Origin of the sequence: Streptomyces sp. NBC_00872 (genome assembly GCF_045161915.1) — a bacterium.
GTDB lineage: Bacteria > Actinomycetota > Actinomycetes > Streptomycetales > Streptomycetaceae > Streptomyces.
In genome coordinates this window covers 3,825,582-3,849,546 of record NZ_CP108806.1, presented here as the reverse complement: position 1 = coordinate 3,849,546, position 23,965 = coordinate 3,825,582, and the positions used below count along the sequence as shown (strand labels likewise).

Here is a 23,965-nt window from a genome sequence, read left to right as displayed (position 1 = left end):
GGTGAGGACGCCGCCCTGTGAGGACACCGCTCCGTGAGGACGCGGTCCCGTTACGGCACCGTCCCGTCACGGCGCGTATCCGCGCGATCCGGTGAGCACCTCGTAAGCACTCTCCTGTCTCGACTTTCGTCCCGACTCCCGACACCCCGGCCCGGAGCCTCACTCCGGCGCCGGGGTGTTTCTGCGTCCCGGCATCGGCCACCATCATCACCGTCATCCTCAGAACAAGGAGCCGCCTGTGCCCGCTGCCGCCGCGTCCGCCGATGCCCAGTCTTCGCAGCCCCCGCAGTCCTCGCCGTCGCCGTCCCTGTCACTGGTCGAACCCGAGAAGGTGCGGGAGGACGGAACCGTCAGGGAGGTGTCCGTACCCCCGCTGGTCCCGCCCGTACGGAGCGGCTCACTCGCGGACATCCCCTTCGACAACGCTCGCGAGGCCCCGGACGAGGTCGTCCTCAGCCGTAAGGCGAGCGAGCCGAAACCGAAGGGCCGGGCGAGCGGCGCGGGCAGGACAGGCGGCGCGGGCAGGACGGGCGGCCCGGCCCGGAAGGGCGGAAAGGGCCACTGGCAGGACGTCACGGCCGCCACCTTCGCCGACGAGGTCCACGCCGTCGCCAAAGGGCTGATCGCGGAGGGACTGCGCCCCGGCGACCGGCTCGCGATCATGGCCCGTACGACCTACGAGTGGACCCTGCTCGACTTCGCCGCCTGGGCCGCCGGTCTGATCACCGTCCCGATCTATCCGACCTCCTCCGCCTTCCAGGCCCGTTGGATCCTCCAGGACTCCGGAGCGGTCGCCTGCGTCGTGGAGGACCCCCAGCAGGCCGGGCTGATCGGTCAGGAGCGCCGGCAACTCCCCGGCCTCACCCATCTCTGGGCGTTCGACACCGGCGCCGTCGCCACCCTGCGCGGGGCGGGCGAACACCTCCCGGACGAGGCCGTCACCGAGCGCCGCGCCGCCCTCACGCCCGAGTCCGTCGCCACGCTCATCTACACCTCGGGTACGACGGGACGTCCCAAGGGCTGTGTGCTCACCCACGCCAACTTCTTCGCCGAGGTGGACAACGCCGTCGAACTCCTCCACCCCGTCTTCAGGTCGGTGAGCAAGGAGCCCGCCTCCACCCTGCTCTTCCTGCCGCTGTCGCATGTCCTCGGGCGTATGGCCGCGGTCGGCTGTCTGCGGGCGCGGGTACGGCTCGGACACGCGCCCTCGATCAGGACCCAGGACCTGCTCGCGGATCTGGCGGGGTTCCGGCCGACGTTCCTGCTGGCGATCCCCTACGTCCTGGAGAAGGTCTTCAACACCGGCCGTGCCACCGCCGAGAAAATGGGCCGCGTCTCGTCCTTCGACCGCGCCGCGAAGATCGCCCGCCGGTACGGGCAGGCCGTGGAGGCGATGGAGTACGGCACCGGTCCCGGGCCCTCGTTCGCGCTGCGCACGGCCCGCGCGCTGTACGACCCGCTGGTCTACCGGCGGATACGCGCCGCCCTCGGCGGCAAGGTGAAGTACGCGGTCTGCGGCGGCTCACCGCTCGGGCGCCGGCTCGCCGCGTTCTACGCGGGTGCGGGCATCGAGATCTTCGAGGGGTACGGCCTGACGGAGACGACGGCGGCCTCGACCGTCACCCCGCCGCTCAAGCCCCGGCTGGGCACGGTCGGCTGGCCGCTGCCCGGCGCGGCGGTACGGATCGCCGACGACGGGGAGGTGCTGTTGCGCGGGGGGCAGGTGTTCGCGGGGTACTGGGACGCGGAGCGGGCCGAGGCGGTGCCCGAGCACGGCTGGTTCGCCACGGGGGATCTGGGCGCGCTGGACGACGACGGCTATCTCACGATCACCGGCCGTAAGAAGGACGTCATCATCACCTCGGCCGGCAAGAACGTCATTCCCGCGCCCCTGGAGGACTGGTTGCGGGCGCACCCGCTGGTCAGCCAGTGCATGGTGATCGGCGACAACCGTCCGTACATCACCGCCCTGATCACCCTCGAACCGGACGGCCTCGCCCACTGGCGGCAGATGAGGAAGAAGCAGGACATCCCGCACTCCGCGCTGGTCGAGGACGAGGAACTGCGCGGGGCGCTCCAGCGCGCGATCGACGAGGCCAACCGGCTGGTCTCCCGCGCGGAGTCCATCCGGCGGTTCCGTGTCCTGCCGGCCGACTTCACGGAGGAGAACGGGCATCTGACGCCTTCGCTCAAACTCAGGCGGGAGGCGATCATGGCGGACCTGGCGACGGAGATCGAGACGCTGTACCCCTGAGGCGCGCGCCCTGCTCACGACAGCCCGACCTCACGACACACCCGACCTCACGACAGCCCGACCTCATGACGCGCCCGGCGGACCAGCACGCCCGGCGAGACGGAGCGGGGGAAACCGGCCGGAAAAGAGGCAGGAGTCCTGCTTGCCCCACCCGAGTGGGGTAAGCAGGACTCCTTGGTGGTGCGTAAGTCGTGCGCGATCGCCGACCCGGGCAACTAGGCCGGGGTGACGTTCTCCGCCTGCGGGCCCTTCGGGCCCTGAGTGACGTCGAAGTTCACGACCTGGTTCTCCTCAAGGGAGCGGAAGCCGGTCGCGTTGATCGCGGAGTAGTGGACGAAGACATCCGGGCCGCCGCCGTCCTGGGCGATGAAGCCGAAGCCCTTTTCAGCGTTGAACCACTTGACGGTTCCGGTAGCCATAAGCCCTCCTTGGGCCAAAGGGTTGCCCTGCTCCAGAACCTGCAAAGAAGTCTGAAAACTACAAAAGCCTGCGGGTCACATGCTCCGCAGGCTCTGTACTGCAAGGGAAACCAAACTGCAACTTGCGGCGAGCCTAGCACGCACTCCGCGCTCGGCGGTAGAGGGAAAGATCACTTCACCCGGACGTTTGTATAGGCGTCTGACGTGCTGACGAACCGTGCCCCGGGGCGCTCGTCCGCGCGCCGCGGGGCTAGCCTCGCGCTGTGGACAGTCCCGTGGAAAACACAGAGGCAGAGACCGCGCCGGAGGCGGCGGAACCGGTGCCGGAGCCGGCGGCATCGCGCCGGGCGACTCCCCCGACAGGGCCCGCAGGAAGCGATCACCCCCGCAGTCGGCCGCGTGTCGGCCATATCCAGTTCCTGAACTGCCTGCCCCTCTATTGGGGGCTCGCCAGGACCGGAACCCTTCTTGATCTGGAGCTGACCAAGGACACGCCGGAGAAGCTCAGCGAACAGCTCGTGCGGGGTGAGCTGGATATCGCCCCGATCACCCTTGTCGAATTCCTCCGCAACGCCGACGATCTTGTCGCATTCCCCGATCTCGCGGTCGGCTGCGACGGGCCGGTGATGTCCTGTGTGATCGTTTCGCAGGTGCCGCTGGATCAGCTCGACGGTGCGCGGGTGGCCCTCGGCTCCACTTCTCGCACTTCTGTGCGACTCGCTCAGCTTCTGCTCAGCGAGCAGTACCGCGTCCGGCCCGAGTACTACACCTGCCCGCCCGATCTCGGTCTGATGATGCAGGAGGCGGAGGCGGCCGTCCTGATCGGTGACGCGGCGCTGCGCGCCTCGCTGCACGACGCGCCCCGGCTCGGTCTTCAGGTCCACGATCTGGGGCTGATGTGGAAGGACTGGACCGGTCTGCCGTTCGTCTTCGCGGTATGGGCGGCGCGCAAGGAGTATCTGGCGCGCGAGCCGGCGGTCGTACGGAAGGTCCACGAGGCGTTTCTCGCGTCCCGTGATCTCTCCCTGGAGGAGGTCGCGAAGGTGGCCAAGCAGGCGGCGCGCTGGGAGGCCTTCGACGCGGAGCTGCTGGAGCGCTACTTCACGACGCTGGACTTCCGCTTCGGCCCGGAGCAGCTCGCCGGTGTGCGGGAGTTCGCGCGCAGGACGGGCCCGACGACGGGGTTCCCTGCCACGGTGAACGTAGAACTGCTCACGGCCTGAACCGGGCCATCCTTACTCAACCCCCTCGCCACCCCCACCCCCTACTCTGCTGCTACGCGTACAGGCGGAAGCCATGACGAGGGGGGACGGGCATGCGGAGGCTGGAGGCAGGTGAACCGCCGGCCATCGGTCCGTACCGGCTGCTCGGGCGGCTGGGGTCGGGCGGCATGGGCCGGGTCTATCTCGCGCGCTCGGCGGGCGGCCGTACGGTCGCGGTCAAGGTCGTCCATCCGCACTTCGCGACGGACGAGGAGTTCCGCGCCCGCTTCCGGCGTGAGGTCGAGGCGGCGCGGCGTGTCGGTACGGGGCCCGACGGTCCCCGCTGGTCCGCGCCGGTGCTGGACGCGGATCCGGAAGCGGCCGTTCCGTGGGTGGCCACCGCCTATGTGGCGGGCCCTTCGCTGACCCAGGCGGTCGCGGGGCACGGCCGGCTGCCCGAGCACTCCGTACGGGCACTGGGCGCGGGGCTCGCGGAGGCCCTGACGGCCGTCCACGCCCTGGGACTGGTCCACCGGGACGTCAAACCGTCCAACGTCCTGCTCTCCCTCGACGGCCCCCGGCTGATCGACTTCGGTATCGCCCGTGCCACGGACGGCACCGCCTCGCTCACCTCCACCGGGGTCTCGGTCGGCTCGCCCGGCTATATGTCACCGGAGCAGATCCTCGGCAAGGGCGTCACCGGCGCCGCCGATGTCTTCTCGCTGGGCGCGGTCCTCGTGTACGCGGCGACGGGCGAGAGCCCCTTCCCCGGTGACTCCTCGGCCGCCCTGCTCTACAAGGTGGTGCACGAGGAGCCCGCGCTGGGGGCCCTGCGGGGCGATCTGCGGGACCTGGCCGCGCGCTGTCTCGCCAAGGACCCGTCGGCACGGCCCGCGCCGAGCGAGGTCGCGGGCGCACTCGCTCCCGGCGGGGCCGCCGGGCTGGTGGCGGCGGGCTGGCTGCCGGGGCCGCTGGTCGAGGAGGTCAGCCGGGCGGCGGTGCGGCTGCTGGATCTGGAGGCGGCGGCACCGGTCGCGGCCGACGGACACGGCTCCCCGGCGAGCGGCTTCCCGGCGGGCGGTGGCGCGGCGGGCGGTGGCGCGCCGCTGGGGGTCTTCGGCCCGCCAGTGGATCCGGCCGCGGGCCCAGCCACGGACCCGCCGGTGGATCCGGTGCGGGACGCCGCTGTCCCGGGACAGCGGGCATCCGACGGACGGCTGTCGGTCTCCTTCACCACGGACGCCGGTCCGGGCACCGGTTCGGGTACGGGTACGGCCCCGGGCGCTGGCACCGGCACCGGTGCGGACACCGGCACCGGTCGGCGCGGGCGCAGGGTGAGCTGCACGGTGGCCCTGACGCTGGCGGGCGCGCTGGCCGCCGTGATGGTGGGCGGCGCCTTTCTCTTCGACCTTCTGCCGGGCGGAGACAACAACGAGACCAACGACTCGGCGTCCCGCCCGTCCTCGGGCGTCTCCACCTCGGAACCGCCCGCCGATTCGAGCACGGGCCCCTCCCCGGACAGCCCGTCCCCGGAGGATTCGTCCTCGGACGCACCCGAGCCGGTCACCGAGGTGCCCGCGAAATTCATCGGCACCTGGAAGGGGCCGACCACCGAGCGCGGCGGGGTGACACACGGCGACGCCACCGCCGTGATCAGCGAGGGCGCGAAGGGCGACGACGTGGTCCGTATGACGTACACCATCTCCGTCCTCGGGGTGGACACGGAGTGCCGCAGCATCGGCACCTTCGTCTCGGGCACCGCCGAGCAGCTCCGGGTCACGGAACGGACCGACGAGGACAACGCAGGTACCCAGGGGCTGTGCACCGGTGCCGAGGCGGGACTGACCTTCACCGTCAAGGGTGATGGGGCCCTGCTCTACGAGTCCGACGAGGCGGCGGCCGGCAGCCCGAGCGGCACACTCACCAAACAGTGAACCGCGACGAACGGGCGTGAACGGCCGTCAGCCGGGGCGGGTCCGGGCCTGGCCGACGGCGCCCACGGTCCGCGCCGCGCCCTGACGTAGGCTGGACCGTCGTCTACAGCCCCCTTGGGAAGGACCCGCCCCGGTGACCGAGAAGGCCGACCCCACGTCCGTACATGTCACTGGCGTCCTCGACCGTGCCGCCGCGGGCGGTCGTATCACCCCCGAGGAGGCGCTCGACCTGTACCGCTCGGCGCCCCTGCACGCGCTGGGCGCCGCGGCCGACGCCGTGCGCCGGCGCCGGTACGCCGGGACGGAGCACATCGCGACGTACATCATCGAGCGGAACATCAACTACACCAACGTCTGTGTGACGGCCTGCAAGTTCTGCGCCTTCTACGCGGCGCCCAAGGACACCGACAAGGGCTGGACCCGCGACCTCGACGACATCCTGCGCCGCTGCGCGGAGACCGTGGAGCTGGGCGGTACGCAGATCATGTTCCAGGGCGGGCACCACCCGGACTACGGCGTGGAGTACTACGAGAAGCACTTCCGCGCCATCAAGCAGGCTTTCCCGCAGCTCGTCATCCACTCCCTCGGCGCCTCCGAGGTCGAGCACATGGCCCGGATCTCCGGTGTCTCCGTCGAGGAGGCCATCCGGCGTATCCATGACGCGGGCCTCGACTCCTTCGCCGGCGCGGGCGCCGAACTCCTGCCCGCACGGCCGCGCAAGGCGATCGCCCCGCTCAAGGAGTCCGGCGAGCGGTGGCTGGAGATCATGGAGACGGCGCACGGGCTTGGTGTCGAGTCGACGTCCACGATGCTCATGGGTACGGGTGAGACCAACGCCGAGCGCATCGAGCATCTGCGGATGATCCGTGACGTACAGGACCGTACGGGCGGCTTCCGCGCCTTCATCCCGTACACCTACCAGCCCGAGAACAACCATCTGAAGGGCCGGACGCAGGCCACGCTCTTCGAGTATCTGCGCATGATCGCGATCGCGCGGCTCTTCCTCGACAACGTCGCGCACATCCAGGGCTCCTGGCTGACCACGGGCAAGGAGGTCGGCCAGCTCTCGCTGCACTACGGGGCGGACGATCTCGGCTCGATCATGCTGGAGGAGAACGTCGTCTCCTCGGCCGGTGCCAGGCACCGCTCCAACCGGCTGGAGATCATCGATCTGATCCGCAAGGCGGGCCGGGTCCCGGCGCAGCGCGCCACGACCTACGAACACCTCGTCGTGCACGAGGACCCGGCGAACGACCCGGTCGACGACCGCGTGGCCTCGCACATCTCGTCCACGGCGATCGAGGGCGGTACGGCCCACCCGGAGCTGAAGCTGCTCAGCGCCAACTGAGCCGTCCGGATCGAGCTGTCCGTGCTGACGATTCACCACGCCGAGCTGCTGCTTCCCGGCGCGGGCCGCGAGCCCGTGCCCGGGGGCGCGGTCCTGGTCGAGGGACGTACGGTCGCGGCCGCCGGCCCGTACGAAGAGCTCGCCGCCGCGCGCCCGACGGCGCGGGTCCGACGCTGGCCGGGTGTGATCACGCCCGGTCTGCGCAATCCGTACGGTCCCGAACTGCTGGAACGCGCCTACCATCCCGATCCGCGCGAGGCCGGCGAACTGGGTACCGAGCCGCTCACCGGCGAGGCCCTCGCCGCGCTGGAGATGACCGACGCCCGCTGGGGCGCGAGCGCGCGGCGGGGGGTGCAGCGGATGCTGGCGCACGGCACGGTCGCGGTCGCGGGGGAGCCGCGGCGGCACGCCGTGCTGGAAGCGGTGGCGCGGGCGGGGCTCGGCGTCGAGGAGCGGTTCACGGACCCGCCGGGGCCTCCCACGTTCGATCTCTTCGCCGGAGGGCGGCCGGTCGCCGAGGCGTTCACACTCCCGCCGCTGAGCCATACGGGCAGGGACGCGGACTTCGCGGTCTTCGCCGTACCGACGGACGGCGACCCGTACGCGGCGCTCGCCGAGCACGGCGCGGTCACCTGCGTGGCCACGGTCCTGGCCGGGCGGCTGGTCCACCGCCGGCGCTGACAAGCCCGACGGCCTCAGCCTGACAAGGCCGGCAAGGGGGTCCGGGCGTCGCCCCCGGGTTCGGCGCCCGGCCGGTCTGGGGACACAATGGGCGGGTGACCCGCGCATCCCTGGACAAGCAGCCGCACGAAGTCGCCTCCATGTTCGACGACGTGGCGGCCAACTACGACCTCACCAACGATGTGCTCTCGCTCGGTCAGGACCGGGTGTGGCGCAAGGAGGTCGCGAAGGCCGTGAACGCACGCCCGGCGGAGAAGGTCCTGGACCTGGCCGCGGGCACCGCCACCTCCTCGCTGCCCTTCGCCGCCACCGGCGCCTATGTCGTGCCGTGCGACTTCTCCCAGGGCATGCTGCGTGAGGGCAAGCGGCGCCACCCCTGGATGCCGTTCACGGCGGGGGACGCGACGCGGCTGCCGTTCGCGGACGAGGTCTTCGACGCGGTGACGATCTCCTTCGGCCTGCGCAATGTCCAGGACACGGATCGCGCGCTGCGTGAGCTGTACCGGGTGACGAAGCCGGGCGGCCGGGTGGTGATCTGCGAATTCTCCCATCCCACCTGGGCGCCGTTCAGGACCGTCTACACCGAGTATCTGATGCGGGCCCTGCCGCCGGCCGCGCGTGCCGTCTCCTCCAACCCCGACGCGTACGTCTATCTCGCCGAGTCGATCCGCGCCTGGCCGGACCAGCCCGCGCTCGCGGCGCGCCTGCAGACGGCGGGCTGGTCCAGGGTGGCATGGCGGAATCTGACGGGTGGAATCGTGGCGCTGCACAGGGGCGTACGGGACTGAACCGGTCGGAAGCGTTCCGAACCGGAACAGCTCTGATCACGTCCGAACCGGCTCGACCGTTCCCGGAGCCCTGCGGCCCAGCGGCGCCGAGCCCAGCGGCGCCGAGCCCTGCGGCCCGGCAGCCTGAGGCCGGGAGCCCCGCGGCCCCGCGGTGCTACAGCTCCAACCCGAAGCAGTACGCCTGCTGTTCGGTTCCCCGTGACGTGAACGGATAGGTCTCCACCAGCTCCATCCCGAGCCGCCGGGTCACCGAGACCGACCGCTCGTTGCGGGTGTTCACCATCGCGACGACCCGGCCGACGCCCGCCGCCCGTACCCGTTCCAGCGTGGCCCGCGCGGCGGCCGTCGCGTAACCGCGGCCCCAGTGCGTCCGGCCGAGACGCCAGCCGATCTCGATCTCGCCCACCGGCCCGAACGACTCGTGCGGCCAGGGCTGCGCGCCGGTGAAGCCGATCACCTCGCCGTCCTCGTCCAGCAGCGTCCAGAGGCAGAAGCCGCGTTCCGCGTCGTGTCTGCGCTGCCGGGCGGTCAGCTCCTCGTACACCGAGAGCTCCGCCGACGCGCCGCCGTGGAACTCCATCACCTCGGGATCGTCGAACACCCGGTGCCAGTTGAGCGCGTCCTCGTCGGTGGGGACACGGAGCTGTACCACAGGGGCGGGGAGTGGCGTGGTCATGTTGTTCACGGGGGCAGCCCTTCGGCGGAGGCATCGGTGCGCCTGCATAGACTGCACATGTCCAGTGCCGTCCGGTACGCAATTTCGAGTCTTCGGGAGAACCCGCCGTGACCGAGCCCCGCCCCGAAAGCACCGCGGATGTGATCGTCGTCGGCGCCGGCCCCGCCGGTTCCACGACCGCGTACTACCTGGCCAAGGCGGGCCTGGACGTATTGCTGCTGGAGAAGACGGCGTTCCCGCGCGAGAAGGTCTGCGGGGACGGGCTCACCCCGCGTGCCACCAAGCAGTTGGTGTCGATGGGTATCGACATCTCCGAGGAGGCCGGCTGGCTGCGCAACAAGGGCCTGCGGATCATCGGCGGCGGAGTGCGGCTCCAGCTCGACTGGCCGGATCTGGCCTCGTACCCGGACTACGGACTGGTCCGCAAGCGGGACGACTTCGACGAGCAGCTCGCGCGGCAGGCGCAGAAGGCGGGCGCGCGGCTGTACGAGCGCTGCAATGTCGGCGCTCCGATCACCGACGAGCGCACCGGCCGGATCACCGGCGTGCACGCCAAGCTGGGCGAGGAGAAGACGCCGGTCACCTTTCACGCGCCGCTCGTCGTCGCCGCCGACGGCAACTCGACGCGGCTGTCGCTCGCGATGGGGCTGCACCGGCGCGAGGACCGCCCGATGGGGGTGGCCGTCCGTACGTACTTCACCTCGCCCCGGCACGACGACGACTATCTGGAGTCCTGGCTGGAGCTGTGGGACCGGCGGGGCCCCGGCGAGGACCGGCTGCTGCCGGGGTACGGCTGGATCTTCGGGATGGGCGACGGTACGTCCAATGTCGGTCTCGGCGTCCTCAACACCTCCGACTCCTTCAAGGAACTGGACTGGCGCGAGGTGCTGAAGGCGTGGTGCGCGTCGATGCCGGAGGACTGGGGCTACACCCCGGAGAACATGACGATGCCCATCCGGGGCGCCGCGCTGCCGATGGCGTTCAACCGTCAACCGCACTACACCAAGGGCCTGCTGCTGGTGGGTGACGCGGGAGGACTGGTCAACCCGTTCAACGGCGAGGGCATCGCGTACGCCATGGAGTCGGGCCAGATCGCCGCCGATGTGATCGTCCAGGCCCATGCCCGTGCCACGCCCGCCCAGCGTGAACTGGCCCTGCACCACTATCCGAAGGTCCTCAAGGACACCTACGGCGGCTACTACACGCTGGGCCGGGCGTTCGTGAAGCTGATCGGCAACCCGAAGATCATGAAGCTGGCGACCCAGCGCGGTCTGACGCATCCGCTGCTGATGAAGTTCACGCTGAAGATGCTGGCGAACCTGACCGACCCGACGGGCGGTGACGCGATGGACCGGATCATCAACGGTCTGTCGAAGGTGGCCCCGAAGGCGTGAGCCCCGAGGCGGCGGACCTACCCGTCCGCCCACTTCCGCAGCGCGGCCCGGTCGGCGAACGCTCCGACGTTGGTGTCGACCGGGTTGTCGGTGTACTGGTGGAACCTCCATCTGGCCTTGATCCGGGGCTCTCCCGGTGTCACATAGTCCGCGATCCACAGCGCGTCGCCCGCGTTGCTGGTGGTGTCCCTGTTCAGCCAGTAGTACTGCCCGCAGTACAGCCCGACGCGGTGCGTCGCGCCCCGGAGCCGCTTCACCTCGGCCAGGAACGCGTCCTTCTCGGCACAGGAGACCCCGTCGTCCTCCCAGTCCGCGAAGAGCGGATCGCCCTCGATGCTCGCGCACTCCTCCACGAAATATCTGGCCTGCGCCTTCATGCTCCCGGGCCGCAGGAAGTGATAGAACCCCACCACCAGCCCGGCCGCCCGCCCATGCGCGGCCTGCGCCGTCATCTTCGGATTGATGTACGAGACACCTTCGGTGGCCTTCACAAAGACGAACGAGAGCCCGTTCGTACTGAAGGTTGAATTCTGGTGCGAGGAAATGTCGATCCCGCGGATGGTCATATGCGGTACCTCCTGGGGCGGTGCGCTACGTCCACCTGGGTTCTACCCAGAAGCGATTGGCCTGCCTTTCACTCGATCGGGGGACAGCGAAGGCCCGCATCCCCCCGAGCGGGGTGCGGGCCCTCGGTAACACCTATCAGGCGGGACGTCAGAGGACGCGGACCGCACCGCTCGGCGGGTCCCAGTCCAGGGTCTTCTGGACCACGCCGGAGCTGGGGTTCTGCGCGCCGATGAATTCGCCGCCGCCGATGTAGATCGCGGTGTGGTACGCGCTGCCCGCGCCGCCCCAGTAGAGGATGTCGCCCGGCTGGAGGTTGCTCAGGGAGACCTGGGTGCCGGCCGTCGACTGGTCCTGCGAGACCCGCGGGAGGTCGACGCCGATCTGCCGGTACGCGGCCTGGACCAGACCGGAGCAGTCCCAGGCGTTGGGTCCCGTGGAGCCCATCACGTACGCGTCACCGAGCTGGGCCTGCGCGAACGCGATGAGCGCGCCCGCGGAGCCGCCGGCCGACGTGCTGGCCTTCGGGGGCGTGGTGGCCGTGCTGGAGCCCGAGTCGCTGTTCGAGGACGCGGAGGAGAGCGTCGTACGCTCGGCGGTACGGGACGCGCGCGCCGCCGCGTCGGCCTTGGCACGGGCGGTGGCCTCGGCCTTCTTCCTGGCCTCCGCCTTCTGGGCCTCCGCCTTGCGCTCCGCCTCGGCCCTGGCCTTCCTGGCGGCCTGCGCGGCCTTGGTGGCGGCGGCGTTCTCCTGGGCGCCCAGCTCAAGGTTGAGAGCGACCCTCTGGGTGGCGTCCGCGGACTGTGCGACGGCGCCGGCGAGCCCGGATGTGAGCGTGGGCATTTCGATGGTCTCGGTCACCGGCTCGGCGGCGTTCGCCGGTCCGGCGGCACCGGCCACCGCGATCGTGCTGAGGACGCCACCGGCAACTCCGGCACGGATGGCGACTTTCGACGCGCCGCGGCGGGGTTTCCGGTGGCTGGGTATGTGAGCGGTGTGGGACATGGGTACACCGGTATCAGGAGTGACCCTGTTCCCGTCAAGCATCGTGTATTGCGACACAGTTACGTCCGGAATATTTGAATCCGCTTAGTTGTCACCTTTATTGACGCCGGAACGGGCAAAACGGGCAACGGTGATCATGGTCTTGATCATGGACTTTCAAGGAAAGGTCCGAATTGCCCACTGCCTACCACCCCTTCACACTCATGGCCAACCCCGCTTCTCTCGGAGGTTGAGTGAAGTGGTACAGGTCACAGGACGGTCACCGCTCGGTGCTCGAAACGATCGCGGAGGCGGCCCGGAGGATTCGCGAGAGTGAATCGGGGGTGCGGCGAGGGCGGGGCCGGGGGCGGGGCCGGGGTCGAGGCCGGGGGCGAGGTCGGGCGAGCCGGGGGCGAGGTCGGGCGAGGCGGGGGGTGAACCGGTGCTCCCGCCATGTCGTCCCGCTTGCTCGTGAATGCGCGCACGTGTCCACTTCGGTCCCCCGCATCCCCTCGCCCGGGTGAGGCCCGGCCTCATACCACTTCCCGTCGTCCCATCGCCAATTTGCCTGTATGGTGCATCCCTTGATAGGGCAGCGGGCCTCCGACCAGCGAAAACGAGCGCGGATGTCACATCTGGTGATGGCCCGGCCGCTTCGCGTATGAAGATCACCGCTCATCCGACTTCATGATCGTTCGTCAGGTGGTGGAGATCACAAAGGTCTTGCTGTACCCCGTGTCGCAGATCACAGACCGGCAGGCATAGGATGCGGGGCAGTCGGGCTTGTGAACTGCCTCACATGTACGCGATCTTCGATGATCGGGGTGGGGCGGCGAGGTGGATGCCCGGTGCGGTCCAACGGTCAAGGACGACTGGAAGGAGCTGAGGAGCGTGAATTCCTACGCGCCGATCCTCGCGCTCGGCGCCCTCGGGGCTGGGTTTGCCATCTTCTCCGTGGTCATGGCCACGCTTATCGGCCCAAAGCGGTACAACCGGGCGAAACTTGAGGCGTACGAGTGTGGCATCGAGCCCACACCCACGCCGGCCGGAGGCGGCCGTTTCCCCATCAAGTACTACCTGACGGCGATGCTCTTCATCGTCTTCGACATCGAGATCGTCTTCCTTTACCCCTGGGCCGTCACCTTCGACGCGCTGGGGATTTTCGGGCTCGTGGAGATGCTGCTCTTCGTGCTCACCGTCTTCGTCGCCTACGCCTATGTATGGCGGCGCGGCGGCCTAGAATGGGACTAAAGGGGCCAAGGGGGCACCAATGGGACTCGAAGAGAAGCTGCCGAGCGGTTTTCTGCTCACCACCGTCGAGCAGGCATCGGGCTGGGTGCGGAAGTCGTCCGTCTTCCCCGCCACCTTCGGCCTCGCCTGCTGCGCGATCGAGATGATGACGACCGGCGCCGGTCGCTACGACCTGGCGCGGTTCGGCATGGAGGTCTTCCGCGGCTCGCCGCGGCAGGCCGATCTGATGATCGTGGCCGGACGGGTGAGTCAGAAGATGGCGCCCGTCCTGAGGCAGGTCTATGACCAGATGCCCAATCCCAAGTGGGTGATCTCCATGGGGGTTTGTGCCTCATCGGGCGGGATGTTCAATAATTATGCGATTGTCCAGGGTGTTGATCACATTGTCCCTGTTGACATCTATTTGCCCGGCTGCCCGCCGCGCCCCGAGATGCTGATGGACGCCATCCTCAAGCTTCACGAGAAGATCCAGGGCTCCAAGCTCGGGGTCAACGCCGAGGAAGCGGCCCGTGAGGCGGAGGAAGCGGCTCTCAAGGCGCTCCCGACGATCGAGATGAAGGGGCTGCTGCGGTGAGCGACGAGCAGCAATCCGGAAATAACGTTCCGTCCCCCCGTGACGACACCGGTGAGGTCATCGGCGTACGGAAGGGCATGTTCGGCGCCAACAACGGCGGCGACACCTCCGGTTACGGCGGACTCGTACGGACCGTGACCCTGCCCGGCGCCTCGGTCCGGCCGTACGGCGGCCCCGGCGGTGTCTTCGACGAGATCGCCGACGAACTCGAAGGCGCGCTGGAGGAGCAGGGACTCGCTCCCGAGAACGCCATCGAGAAGACGGTCGTCGACCGCGCCGAGATCACCTTCCACATCGCCCGCGAACACCTTGTACAGGTGGCGCGCACGCTCCGTGACGACCCGGCGCTCCGCTTCGAGCTCTGCACCGGGGTCTCGGGCGTCCACTTCCCGGGTGACAAGGGCCGTGAGCTGCACGCCGTCTACCATCTGCGCTCGCTCACCCACGGCCGGCTGATCCGGCTGGAGGTTTCCGCCCCCGACGCCGATCCGCATGTCCCGTCCCTGGTCGCGGTCTATCCGACCAATGACTGGCACGAGCGCGAGACGTACGACTTCTTCGGCCTGATCTTCGACGGCCACCCCGCGCTGACCCGGATCATGATGCCGGACGACTGGCAGGGCTTCCCGCAGCGCAAGGACTATCCCCTCGGCGGTATCGCCGTCGAGTACAAGGGCGCCCAGATCCCGGCTCCGGACCAGCGGAGGTCGTACTCCTGATGTCTGCTCCCCACGAAACCCCGCACGCCACCGCCCGCGCGACGACCGAGGGCACCGTCTACACCGTCACCGGCGGCGACTGGGACGAGGTCGTCCAGTCCGCCGCCAAGGCGGACGACGAGCGGATCGTCGTCAACATGGGTCCCCAGCACCCCTCCACCCATGGAGTGCTCCGGCTGATCCTGGAGATCGAGGGCGAGACCGTCACCGAGGCCCGCTGCGGCATCGGCTATCTGCACACCGGTATCGAGAAGAACCTCGAATTCCGTAACTGGACGCAGGGCACCACCTTCGTCACGCGCATGGATTACCTGACGTCGTTCTTCAACGAGACGGCGTACTGCCTCGGCGTGGAGAAGCTGCTCGGTATCGAGGACGACATCCCGGACCGGGCCACGCTGCTGCGTGTCCTGCTGATGGAGCTGAACCGGCTCTCCTCGCACCTCGTCTGTATCGCCACCGGCGGTATGGAGCTGGGCGCGACGACGATCATGATCTACGGCTTCCGCGATCGTGAATTGATTCTCGATGCCTATGAGCTGATCACCGGCCTGCGGATGAACCACGCGTTCATCCGGCCCGGCGGACTCGCCCAGGATCTGCCCCCGGGCGCCGTCGACCATCTGCGTGAGCTGATCAGGACGCTGCGGAAGAACCTGCCCGAGTACGACAAGCTCGCCACCGGCAACCCGATCTTCAAGGCCCGTATGCAGGACGTCGGCTATCTCGATCTGGCCGGCTGCATGGCGCTGGGCGCCACCGGACCGATCCTGCGCTCCGCCGGGCTCCCGCACGATCTGCGCAGGTCGGACCCGTACTGCGGATACGAGACATTCGAGTTCGACGTGCCGACCGCCGATTCCTGCGACTCGTACGGCCGCTTCCTCATCCGGCTGGAGGAGATGCGCCAGTCGCTCCATATCGTCGAGCAGTGCCTGGACCGGCTGGAGCCGGGACCGGTGATGGTCGCCGACAAGAAGATCGCCTGGCCCGCCCAGCTCGCGCTCGGCCCCGACGGCCTGGGCAACTCGCTCGACCACATCAAGAACATCATGGGCACGTCCATGGAGGCTCTGATCCATCACTTCAAGCTGGTGACGGAGGGCTTCCGGGTGCCGCCGGGGCAGGCGTACGCCGCCGTCGAGTCGCCCAAGGGCGAGCTGGGCGCGCATGTCGTCTCCGACGGGGGCACACGTCCCTACCGGGTCCACTTCCGCGACCCGTCCTTCACCAATCTCCAGGCCATGGCGGCCATGTGCGAGGGCGGCCAGGTCGCCGATGTCATCGTCGCCGTCGCGTCCATCGACCCCGTGATGGGAGGCGTCGACCGGTGACCGCCACACCGCCCAACTCCGAGGTCAGCCTGGGCATGCCCCAGCTCCCCGCCCCCGACTACCCGGCCGAGGTACGGGCCAGGCTCGTAGCGGACGCCAAGGAGATCATCGCCCGCTACCCCGGGACGCGCTCCGCGCTGCTCCCCCTGCTGCATCTGGTGCAGTCGGAGGAGGGATATGTGTCCCGTACGGGCATGGCCTTCTGCGCCGAGCTGCTCGAACTGACCACCGCCGAGGTCACGGCCGTCGCGACCTTCTACTCCATGTACCGGCGCAAGCCGGGCGGCGACTACCAGGTCGGCGTCTGTACCAACACGCTCTGCGCGGTGATGGGCGGCGACGCCATCTTCGACGAGCTGAAGGAGCACCTCGGCGTCGGCAACGACGAGACGACCGAGGACGGCAAGGTCACCCTCGAACACATCGAGTGCAACGCGGCCTGCGACTTCGCCCCCGTGGTGATGGTCAACTGGGAGTTCTTCGACAACCAGACGCCCGACAGCGCCAAGCGGCTCGTCGACGATCTCCGCGACGGCCGCGCCGTCGAGCCCACCAGGGGCGCGCCCCTGTGCACCTACAAGGAGACCGCGCGCATCCTCGCGGGCTTCCCCGACGAGCGCCCCGGCGCCGTCGGAGCCACGGGCGGCGCCGGTCCCGCGTCGCTGATCGGTCTGCGGCTGGCCAAGGGCGAGGCACCCCGGCCACGGGTGGTCCGCCCCCGCGACTCGGAGGCACCGCACGACGCCCCGCAGCCGGGCTCGCAGCACCTCAGTTCGCACGACGCACCGCGGCAGACGTCGGCCTCCGACCCTGCCCACCCGGCCGGACCCGTAGCTGAGGAGGGGGAGTGATGACCATGACAGCCGAGCTGGACGAGAACGGGACGAGTCCCGAGAAGCTCCTCGCACCCGTTCTGTCCGCCTTCTGGGACCAGCCGGAATCCTGGACCCTGGCCACCTATGAGCGGCACGACGGATACGAGGGACTCAAGAAGGCCCTCGCGATGGCGCCCGACGACCTCATCGCGTACGTCAAGGAATCCGGCCTGCGCGGCCGGGGCGGCGCGGGCTTCCCCACCGGAATGAAGTGGCAGTTCATTCCGCAGGGCGACGGCAAGCCGCACTATCTCGTCGTCAACGCGGACGAGTCGGAACCGGGCACCTGCAAGGACATCCCCCTTCTCTTCGCCAATCCGCACTCCCTCATCGAGGGCATCGTGATCGCCTGCTACGCGATCCGCTCGCAGCACGCCTTCATCTATCTGCGCGGCGAGGTCGTCCCCGTACTGCGCAGACTTCACGAAGCGGTCCGCGAGGCCTACGAGGCGGGCTATCTCGGCAAGAACATCCTGGGCAGCGGACTCGATCTCGATGTCACCGTGCACGCGGGCGCGGGCGCGTACATCTGCGGCGAGGAGACCGCGCTGCTCGACTCCCTGGAGGGCCGTCGCGGCCAGCCCCGGCTGCGTCCCCCCTTCCCGGCGGTCGCGGGTCTCTACGCGTGCCCCACTGTGGTGAACAACGTCGAGTCCATCGCCTCTGTTCCCGCGATCCTGCACCGCGGCAAGGACTGGTTCCGGTCCATGGGCACCGAGAAGTCCCCGGGCTTCACGCTCTACTCGCTCAGCGGACATGTCACCAACCCCGGCCAGTACGAGGGCCCCCTCGGCCTCACCCTGCGCCAGCTCCTCGACATGGGCGGCGGTATCCGCAAGGGCCACCGGCTCAAGTTCTGGACACCCGGCGGCTCCTCGACCCCGATGTTCACCGACGAGCACCTCGATGTCCCGCTGGACTACGAGGGCGTGGGCGCCGCGGGCTCCATGCTCGGCACCAAGGCGCTCCAGTGCTTCGACGAGACCACCTGTGTCGTACGGGCCGTCACCCGCTGGACCGAGTTCTACGCGCACGAGTCCTGCGGCAAGTGCACCCCCTGCCGTGAAGGCACCTACTGGCTGGTCCAGCTGCTCCGCGACATCGAGGCCGGCAAGGGACAGATGTCCGATCTCGACAAGCTCAACGACATCGCCGACAACATCAACGGCAAGTCGTTCTGCGCGCTCGGCGACGGCGCCGCCGCCCCGATCTTCTCCTCGCTCAAGTACTTCCGCGGGGAGTACGAGCAGCACATCACCGGCAAGGGCTGCCCCCTCGACCCGTCCAGGTCGACCGCCTGGGCCGACAACCACCTGGAGGTGAACGCATGACCGTCACCACGTCGGCCGCCAACTCCGGGAGCGGTGAGGCCCCGGTCCCGCCCGAGGACCTCGTCTCGCTGACCATCGACGGCATCGAGATCTCCGTCCCCAAGGGGACCCTGGTGATCCGCGCCGCCGAGCTGCTCGGCATCGAGATCCCGCGCTTCTGCGACCATCCGCTGCTCGATCCGGCCGGTGCCTGCCGGCAGTGCATCGTCGAGGTCGAGGGCCAGCGCAAGCCGATGGCCTCCTGCACCATCACCTGCACCGACGGCATGGTCGTCAAGTCGCAGCTCACCTCGCCGGTCGCCGAGAAGGCCCAGCGCGGGGTGATGGAGCTGCTGCTCATCAACCACCCGCTGGACTGCCCGGTCTGTGACAAGGGCGGCGAGTGCCCGCTCCAGAACCAGGCGATGCAGGTCGGCGATCCGGACACCCGCTTCGAGGGCAGGAAGCGCACCTTCGAGAAGCCCGTCCCGATCTCCACCCAGGTGCTGCTCGACCGTGAGCGGTGTGTGCTCTGCGCCCGCTGCACCCGGTTCTCCAACCAGGTCGCGGGCGACCCGATGATCGAGCTGCTGGAGCGTGGCGCGCTCCAGCAGGTCGGCACCGGCGAGGGCGACCCCTTCGAGTCGTACTTCTCCGGCAACACCATCCAGATCTGCCCGGTCGGCGCGCTGACCTCGGCGGCGTACCGCTTCCGCTCCCGCCCGTTCGACCTGGTGTCCTCGCCGAGCGTCTGCGAGCACTGCGCGGGCGGCTGCGCGACCCGTACCGACCACCGGCGCGGCAAGGTCATGCGGCGGCTGGCGGCGGACGACCCCGAGGTCAACGAGGAGTGGATCTGCGACAAGGGGCGGTTCGGCTTCCGTTACGCGCAGAAGCCCGACCGGCTCACCACCCCGCTCGTACGGAACGAGGCCGGTGTCCTCGAACCGGCGAGCTGGCCCGAGGCGCTGGAGGCCGCCGCCCGCGGTCTGGGCGCCGCGCGCGGCCGGGCGGGTGTGCTGGCCGGCGGCCGGCTCACCGTCGAGGACTCCTACGCGTACGCCAAGTTCGCCCGGGTCGTCCTGGACACCAACGACATCGACTTCCGCGCGCGCGTGCACAGCGCCGAGGAGGCCGACTTCCTCGCCGCCCATGTCGCGGGACGCGGCCGTGACCTGGACGGTACGGGTCTCACCTACTCCACGCTGGAGAAGGCCCCGAGCGTTCTGCTCGTGGGCTTCGAGTCCGAGGAGGAGGCGCCCGGCGTCTTCCTGCGGCTGCGCAAGGCGCAGCGCAAGCACGGCCAGCGGACCTTCTCGCTCGCCACCCACGCCACCCGCGGTCTGGAGAAGGCCGGAGGCACCCTGCTGCCGGCCGCCCCCGGCACCGAGACCGAGTGGCTGGACGCGCTCACCTCCGCCACGGGACTGGACGGGGACGGGGCACGCGCCGCCGAGGCGCTGCGCGCTCCCGGCGCGGTGATCATCGTCGGCGAGCGGCTGGCCGCCGTCCCCGGCGGGCTCACCGCCGCGGCACGGGCCGCCACCGCGACCGGCGCCCGGCTGGTGTGGATCCCCCGGCGGGCCGGCGAGCGCGGCGCGGTCGAGGCGGGCGCGCTTCCGGCACTGCTGCCCGGCGGCCGTCCCGTCGTCGACCCGCGGGCCCGTGAGGAGACCGCGGCGCTCTGGGGCGTACGCGAACTGCCGCACCGCTACGGCCGTGACACCGGCCGGATCATCGAGGCCGCCGCCACCGGCGAGCTGGGCGCCCTGGTGGTCGCGGGCGTCGAGGTCGCGGACCTGCCCGACCCGGCGGGCGCGCTGGCCGCGCTGGACTCGGTCGGCTTCCTGGTCTCGCTGGAGCTGCGGCCCACCGAGGTCACCGAGCGGGCGGACGTGGTCTTCCCGGTCGCCGCCGTCGCGGAGAAGCCGGGCACCTTCCTCAACTGGGAAGGCAGGGCGAGGACGTTCGAGGCCGCGCTCAAGCCCGAGCAGATGACCCGGCGCCTCGCACCGAGCGACGCGCGGGTGCTGCACATGCTCGCCGACGCGATGGACGCGCACCTCGCGCTGCCGGACCTGAGGTCCGTACGCGCGGAACTCGACCGGCTCGGCGGCTGGGACGGAGAGCGCGCCGACGAACCGTTCGAGTCGTCCCGTCCCGTACCGCGCCCCGGCGACGGCGAGGCGGTCCTCGCGGGCCACCGGCTCCTGCTCGACCAGGGCAGGCTTCAGGAGGGCGACGACGCGCTGGCGGGTACTCGCCATGCCGCGGTCGCCAGGCTCTCCGCCACGACGGCCGCCGAGACGGGCGTCAAGAACGGCGACGAACTGGCCGTCACCGGCCCCGCGGGCACGGTCACTCTGCCGCTGCTGGTGACGGAGATGCCCGACCGGGTCGTGTGGCTGCCGCTGAACTCCACGGGCGGCGGTGTTCTCGCGGACACCGGGTCACGCCCCGGCACGCTGGTCCGTATCGGCCCGGCCAACCCGGCACCGGAGGTGCGCGCATGACCGCCCTCGCCCACTTCGCGACGGCTCCGCAGACGGTTCTCGCCGCCGAGGACCTGTCGATGTTCGGCCGCGACCCCTGGTGGCTGGTGGCCGTCAAGGCCGTCTTCTGCTTCGCGTTCCTGATGGTGACCGTGCTCTTCTCCATCGTGTGGGAGCGCAAGGTCGTCGCCTGGATGCAGCTGCGGATCGGGCCCAACAGGCACGGCCCCTGGGGCATGCTCCAGTCGCTCGCCGACGGCATCAAGCTGATGCTGAAGGAGGACGTGATCGTCAAGCGCGCGGACAAGGTCGTCTATGTCCTCGCGCCGATCATCGCGGCGGTGCCGGCCTTCATGGCGATCGCCGTGATCCCGTTCGGTCCGGCCGGCAACGAGGTCTCGATCTTCGGCCAGCGCACCACGATGCAGCTCACCGACCTGCCGATCGCGATGCTCTACATCCTCGCCGTCGCCTCGGTCGGGATCTACGGCATCGTCCTCGCGGGCTGGTCGTCGGGCTCGACGTATCCGCTGCTCGGCGGTCTGCGCTCGTGCGCGCAGATGATCTCGTACGAGATCGCCATGGGCGCCGCGTTCGCCTCGGTCTTCCTCTACTCGGGCTCGATGTCGACGTCGGCGATCGTCGAGGCGCAGGCCGACCGCTGGTACATCATCCTGCTGCCGGTCTCCTTCATCATCTACATCGTCACGATGGTGGGCGAGACCAACCGCGCCCCCTTCGACATGCCCGAGTCCGAGGGCGACCTCGTCGGCGGCTTCAACACCGAGTACTCGTCGATCAAGTTCGCGATGTTCATGCTCGCCGAGTACGTCAACATGGTCACCGTCTCGGCCGTCGCGACCACCCTCTTCCTCGGCGGCTGGCGCGCGCCGTGGCCGATCTCCACCTTCTGGGAGGGCGCGAACCACGGCTGGTGGCCGATGCTCTGGTTCGTCGTCAAGGTGCAGCTGCTGCTGTTCTTCTTCATCTGGCTGCGCGGCACGCTGCCCCGAGTCCGCTACGACCAGCTGATGAAGCTCGGCTGGAAGGTCCTGATCCCCGTCTCGGTGGTCTGGCTGATGCTCGTCGCGACCGTACGGGCGATGCGGAACGAGAACTACGAGTTCCAGTCGATCCTGCTGTACGTCGGCGGGGCGGTCATCGCGCTGCTGCTGCTCTCCTTCGTCGTGGACATCTTCCGCGACAAGCAGGAGAGGGCCGCGGCGGCCCGGGAACCCGAGCCCCCCGCCTTCGACCCGATGGCGGGCGGATTCCCCGTACCGCCACTGCCCGGCCAGACGCTGCCACCCGTACCGCGCAGGCGGCCGAGGCGTGAGCGCGAGCTGATTGTCAGTGGCGGGGCCAATACTGTGAGTGACGGAACCGAGAGTGACGGAAAGGAGGCTGACGGTGTCTGACTCTTCGCACGGGGACATCCCCCGTCCTCCCCGGAATCCGGTGGCCGGCTTCGGCGTGACCTTCAAGGCCATGTTCAAGAAGCGGCTGACCGAGCAGTATCCGGAACAGCAGAAGGTGACGGCTCCGCGCTTCCACGGACGGCACCAGCTCAACAGGCATCCGGACGGCCTGGAGAAGTGCATCGGCTGCGAGCTGTGCGCCTGGGCCTGCCCGGCCGACGCGATCTATGTGGAAGGCGCGGACAACACCGAGGAGGAGCGCTACTCCCCGGGTGAGCGGTACGGCCGCGTCTACCAGATCAACTACGCGCGCTGCATCCTCTGCGGTCTGTGCATCGAGGCGTGCCCGACCCGGGCGCTCACGATGACCAATGACTTCGAGCTGGCCGACAGCTCCCGCGAGAACCTGATCTATACGAAGGAGCAGCTTCTCGCGGGGCTCGACGAGGGCATGGTCGAGTCACCGCACTCGATCTTCCCCGGCACGGACGAGCAGGACTACTACCGGGGGCTGGTCACCGAGGCCGCGCCCGGTACGGTCCGGCAGGTCGCGGTGAGCAAGGGCGAGACCCCGTCCGACGAGGGGGTCGGCGCATGAGCGCGCTCGCCGCCTCCGTCAGTTCGCTGACGTCCGTCACCGCCGCGGCCTCCACCACCTCGACCGGGGAGGCCGTGCAGTTCTGGATCCTCGGCACCGTGGCGGTGATCGGCGCGCTCTGTACGATCCTGATGAAGAAAGCCGTGCACAGCGCGCTGAGCCTCGCCGGGACGATGATCGTCCTGGCGGTCTTCTATCTGGCCAACGGGGCGTACTTCCTCGGCGTCGTCCAGATCATCGTCTACACCGGCGCGATCATGATGCTGTTCCTCTTCGTGGTCATGCTGGTCGGTGTCACCGCCGCCGACTCCCTCAAGGAGACGCTCAAGGGACAGCGCTGGCTGGCCGCCCTCTGCGGCGTCGGCTTCGGCGTACTGCTGATCACGGGAATCGGTAACGCCTCGCTGAACTCCTTCACAGGACTCGGCCAGGCCAATGCCGGCGGCAATGTCGAGGGACTGGCCGCCCTGCTCTTCACCAAGTACGTCTTCGCCTTCGAGATCACCGGCGCGCTCCTGATCACCGCGTCCGTCGGCGCGATGCTGCTGACACACCGGGAGCGCACCGAACGGGCCAAGACGCAGCGGGAGATGGCCGAGGAGCGGGTGCGCAGGGGTACGCAGCTTCCGCCGCTGCCCGCGCCCGGTGTCTACGCCCGGCACAACGCGGTGGACGTCGCCGGTCTGCTGCCGGACGGCACGGCCTCCGATCTGACGGTCAACAAGACGCTGAAGGACCGGGGCCAGATCCGCGATGTGTCGAGCGAGGCGATCGCGGACCTGAAGGCGCTGGAGCGGCGTTCCGCGGAGCGGCTCGGCCGTGACGAGGAGGAGGTCAACTCGTGAACCCGGTCTACTACCTCTATCTCGCCTCCCTGCTGTTCACCATCGGCGCCGCCGGTGTGCTGATCCGGCGGAACGCGATCGTGGTCTTCATGTGTGTCGAGCTGATGCTCAACGCCTGCAATCTCGCGTTCGTGACCTTCTCCCGGTTGCACGGCAATCTCGACGGCCAGATCATCGCCTTCTTCACCATGGTCGTCGCAGCCGCGGAGGTCGTGGTCGGGCTGGCGATCATCGTGTCCGTGTTCCGTTCCCGCCACTCGGCCTCGGTCGACGACGCCAGCCTGATGAAGCTCTGAGGGGTCGCT

At 69.4% G+C, this 23,965-nt stretch carries 22 protein-coding genes; 18 read left to right on the top strand and 4 right to left on the bottom strand.

Annotated features, from left to right (window positions below; translation table 11 throughout):
* The first annotated feature begins 238 nt into the window (after positions 1-238).
* On the top strand, positions 239-2,254 hold the full coding sequence (locus OG214_RS16420; protein ID WP_405985142.1) for an AMP-dependent synthetase/ligase: 2,016 nt from the start codon (positions 239-241) through the stop codon (positions 2,252-2,254).
* Positions 2,255-2,469: 215 nt separating this feature from the next.
* On the opposite strand, the gene OG214_RS16415 is transcribed toward OG214_RS16420, so the two are convergent.
* The gene (locus OG214_RS16415) at positions 2,470-2,673 is read right to left on the bottom strand and encodes a cold-shock protein (RefSeq protein WP_017948713.1); all 204 of its coding nucleotides are present in this window, start codon (positions 2,671-2,673) and stop codon (positions 2,470-2,472) included.
* 410 nt (positions 2,674-3,083) lie between these two features.
* Between OG214_RS16415 and OG214_RS16410 the strand changes: the two genes are divergently transcribed.
* The 5 genes from OG214_RS16410 (at position 3,084) to OG214_RS16390 (ending at position 8,626) form a co-directional block, all read left to right on the top strand.
* Entirely contained in the window at positions 3,084-3,896 is an 813-nt protein-coding gene (locus OG214_RS16410; protein WP_363079139.1) for a menaquinone biosynthesis protein, read from the top strand.
* 92 nt (positions 3,897-3,988) lie between these two features.
* Positions 3,989-5,809 (top strand): serine/threonine-protein kinase, encoded by a 1,821-nt coding sequence (locus OG214_RS16405; protein ID WP_405985141.1) that lies wholly within the window; start codon positions 3,989-3,991, stop codon positions 5,807-5,809.
* 133 nt (positions 5,810-5,942) lie between these two features.
* Entirely contained in the window at positions 5,943-7,157 is a 1,215-nt protein-coding gene (mqnC, locus tag OG214_RS16400) for a cyclic dehypoxanthinyl futalosine synthase (protein ID WP_363079092.1), read from the top strand.
* Positions 7,158-7,178: 21 nt separating this feature from the next.
* Complete coding sequence (locus tag OG214_RS16395) at positions 7,179-7,838, top strand: hypothetical protein (RefSeq protein WP_405985140.1); 660 nt, start codon at positions 7,179-7,181, stop codon at positions 7,836-7,838.
* A 95-nt stretch (positions 7,839-7,933) separates the two neighbouring features.
* The gene (locus OG214_RS16390; RefSeq protein WP_363079090.1) at positions 7,934-8,626 is read left to right on the top strand and encodes a demethylmenaquinone methyltransferase; all 693 of its coding nucleotides are present in this window, start codon (positions 7,934-7,936) and stop codon (positions 8,624-8,626) included.
* Between the two features lie 154 nt (positions 8,627-8,780).
* Here OG214_RS16390 and OG214_RS16385 read toward each other — a convergent pair whose 3' ends face one another.
* The gene (locus tag OG214_RS16385) at positions 8,781-9,302 is read right to left on the bottom strand and encodes a GNAT family N-acetyltransferase (RefSeq protein WP_405985139.1); all 522 of its coding nucleotides are present in this window, start codon (positions 9,300-9,302) and stop codon (positions 8,781-8,783) included.
* A 107-nt stretch (positions 9,303-9,409) separates the two neighbouring features.
* On the opposite strand from OG214_RS16385, the gene OG214_RS16380 reads away from it, so the two are divergent.
* Positions 9,410-10,696 (top strand): geranylgeranyl reductase family protein, encoded by a 1,287-nt coding sequence (locus OG214_RS16380; protein WP_363079088.1) that lies wholly within the window; start codon positions 9,410-9,412, stop codon positions 10,694-10,696.
* 17 nt (positions 10,697-10,713) lie between these two features.
* Here the strand turns inward: OG214_RS16380 and OG214_RS16375 are convergent, their stop codons facing one another.
* The gene (locus tag OG214_RS16375) at positions 10,714-11,262 is read right to left on the bottom strand and encodes a glycoside hydrolase family 25 protein (RefSeq protein WP_363079087.1); all 549 of its coding nucleotides are present in this window, start codon (positions 11,260-11,262) and stop codon (positions 10,714-10,716) included.
* A 148-nt stretch (positions 11,263-11,410) separates the two neighbouring features.
* On the bottom strand, positions 11,411-12,265 hold the full coding sequence (locus OG214_RS16370) for a C40 family peptidase (RefSeq protein WP_363079086.1): 855 nt from the start codon (positions 12,263-12,265) through the stop codon (positions 11,411-11,413).
* 870 nt (positions 12,266-13,135) lie between these two features.
* Here OG214_RS16370 and OG214_RS16365 point away from each other — a divergent pair.
* The 11 genes from OG214_RS16365 to nuoK are packed head-to-tail and all read left to right on the top strand — an operon-like array spanning position 13,136 to position 23,956.
* On the top strand, positions 13,136-13,495 hold the full coding sequence (locus OG214_RS16365) for an NADH-quinone oxidoreductase subunit A (protein WP_046505070.1): 360 nt from the start codon (positions 13,136-13,138) through the stop codon (positions 13,493-13,495).
* Positions 13,496-13,514: 19 nt separating this feature from the next.
* Positions 13,515-14,069, top strand: coding sequence for an NADH-quinone oxidoreductase subunit B family protein (locus OG214_RS16360; protein ID WP_363079085.1), 555 nt, complete (start codon positions 13,515-13,517; stop codon positions 14,067-14,069).
* Entirely contained in the window at positions 14,066-14,788 is a 723-nt protein-coding gene (locus tag OG214_RS16355; RefSeq protein ID WP_363079084.1) for an NADH-quinone oxidoreductase subunit C, read from the top strand. The genes OG214_RS16360 and OG214_RS16355 overlap by 4 nt, the downstream gene beginning before the upstream one ends.
* Positions 14,788-16,122 carry an NADH-quinone oxidoreductase subunit D gene (locus tag OG214_RS16350; protein WP_363079083.1) on the top strand — a complete coding sequence of 445 codons (1,335 nt, stop codon included), beginning with the start codon at positions 14,788-14,790 and terminating at the stop codon, positions 16,120-16,122. The genes OG214_RS16355 and OG214_RS16350 overlap by 1 nt, the downstream gene beginning before the upstream one ends.
* A 35-nt stretch (positions 16,123-16,157) precedes the next feature.
* Positions 16,158-16,973 carry an NADH-quinone oxidoreductase subunit NuoE gene (gene nuoE / locus OG214_RS16345; RefSeq protein WP_363079138.1) on the top strand — a complete coding sequence of 272 codons (816 nt, stop codon included), beginning with the start codon at positions 16,158-16,160 and terminating at the stop codon, positions 16,971-16,973.
* Positions 16,973-18,328: an NADH-quinone oxidoreductase subunit NuoF gene (gene nuoF, locus OG214_RS16340; protein ID WP_405985138.1), complete on the top strand. Its 1,356-nt coding sequence runs from the start codon at positions 16,973-16,975 to the stop codon at positions 18,326-18,328. The genes nuoE and nuoF overlap by 1 nt, the downstream gene beginning before the upstream one ends.
* Positions 18,325-20,820 (top strand): NADH-quinone oxidoreductase subunit G, encoded by a 2,496-nt coding sequence (locus OG214_RS16335; protein ID WP_405985137.1) that lies wholly within the window; start codon positions 18,325-18,327, stop codon positions 20,818-20,820. The genes nuoF and OG214_RS16335 overlap by 4 nt, the downstream gene beginning before the upstream one ends.
* Positions 20,817-22,217, top strand: a complete 1,401-nt coding sequence (gene nuoH / locus OG214_RS16330) for an NADH-quinone oxidoreductase subunit NuoH (protein ID WP_405985136.1) — start codon at positions 20,817-20,819, stop codon at positions 22,215-22,217. The genes OG214_RS16335 and nuoH overlap by 4 nt, the downstream gene beginning before the upstream one ends.
* Positions 22,210-22,815 carry an NADH-quinone oxidoreductase subunit NuoI gene (nuoI, locus tag OG214_RS16325; protein WP_363079079.1) on the top strand — a complete coding sequence of 202 codons (606 nt, stop codon included), beginning with the start codon at positions 22,210-22,212 and terminating at the stop codon, positions 22,813-22,815. The genes nuoH and nuoI overlap by 8 nt, the downstream gene beginning before the upstream one ends.
* Positions 22,812-23,660 carry an NADH-quinone oxidoreductase subunit J gene (locus tag OG214_RS16320; RefSeq protein WP_363079078.1) on the top strand — a complete coding sequence of 283 codons (849 nt, stop codon included), beginning with the start codon at positions 22,812-22,814 and terminating at the stop codon, positions 23,658-23,660. Before nuoI ends, OG214_RS16320 begins: the two co-directional genes overlap by 4 nt.
* Positions 23,657-23,956, top strand: a complete 300-nt coding sequence (gene nuoK, locus OG214_RS16315; RefSeq protein ID WP_046505044.1) for an NADH-quinone oxidoreductase subunit NuoK — start codon at positions 23,657-23,659, stop codon at positions 23,954-23,956. Before OG214_RS16320 ends, nuoK begins: the two co-directional genes overlap by 4 nt.
* The last annotated feature ends 9 nt before the right edge of the window (positions 23,957-23,965 follow it).

Coding starts and splice junctions, on each gene's coding strand:
- OG214_RS16335 (WP_405985137.1), top strand. CDS start 18,325: ATGACCGTCACCACGTCGGCCGCCAACTCCGGGAGCGGTGAGGCCCCG.
- nuoH (WP_405985136.1), top strand. CDS start 20,817: ATGACCGCCCTCGCCCACTTCGCGACGGCTCCGCAGACGGTTCTCGCC.
- OG214_RS16385 (WP_405985139.1), bottom strand. CDS start 9,302: ATGACCACGCCACTCCCCGCCCCTGTGGTACAGCTCCGTGTCCCCACC.
- OG214_RS16415 (WP_017948713.1), bottom strand. CDS start 2,673: ATGGCTACCGGAACCGTCAAGTGGTTCAACGCTGAAAAGGGCTTCGGC.
- OG214_RS16375 (WP_363079087.1), bottom strand. CDS start 11,262: ATGACCATCCGCGGGATCGACATTTCCTCGCACCAGAATTCAACCTTC.
- OG214_RS16350 (WP_363079083.1), top strand. CDS start 14,788: ATGTCTGCTCCCCACGAAACCCCGCACGCCACCGCCCGCGCGACGACC.
- OG214_RS16405 (WP_405985141.1), top strand. CDS start 3,989: ATGCGGAGGCTGGAGGCAGGTGAACCGCCGGCCATCGGTCCGTACCGG.
- OG214_RS16320 (WP_363079078.1), top strand. CDS start 22,812: ATGAGCGCGCTCGCCGCCTCCGTCAGTTCGCTGACGTCCGTCACCGCC.
- nuoF (WP_405985138.1), top strand. CDS start 16,973: ATGACCATGACAGCCGAGCTGGACGAGAACGGGACGAGTCCCGAGAAG.
- OG214_RS16370 (WP_363079086.1), bottom strand. CDS start 12,265: ATGTCCCACACCGCTCACATACCCAGCCACCGGAAACCCCGCCGCGGC.
- OG214_RS16360 (WP_363079085.1), top strand. CDS start 13,515: ATGGGACTCGAAGAGAAGCTGCCGAGCGGTTTTCTGCTCACCACCGTC.
- nuoE (WP_363079138.1), top strand. CDS start 16,158: ATGCCCCAGCTCCCCGCCCCCGACTACCCGGCCGAGGTACGGGCCAGG.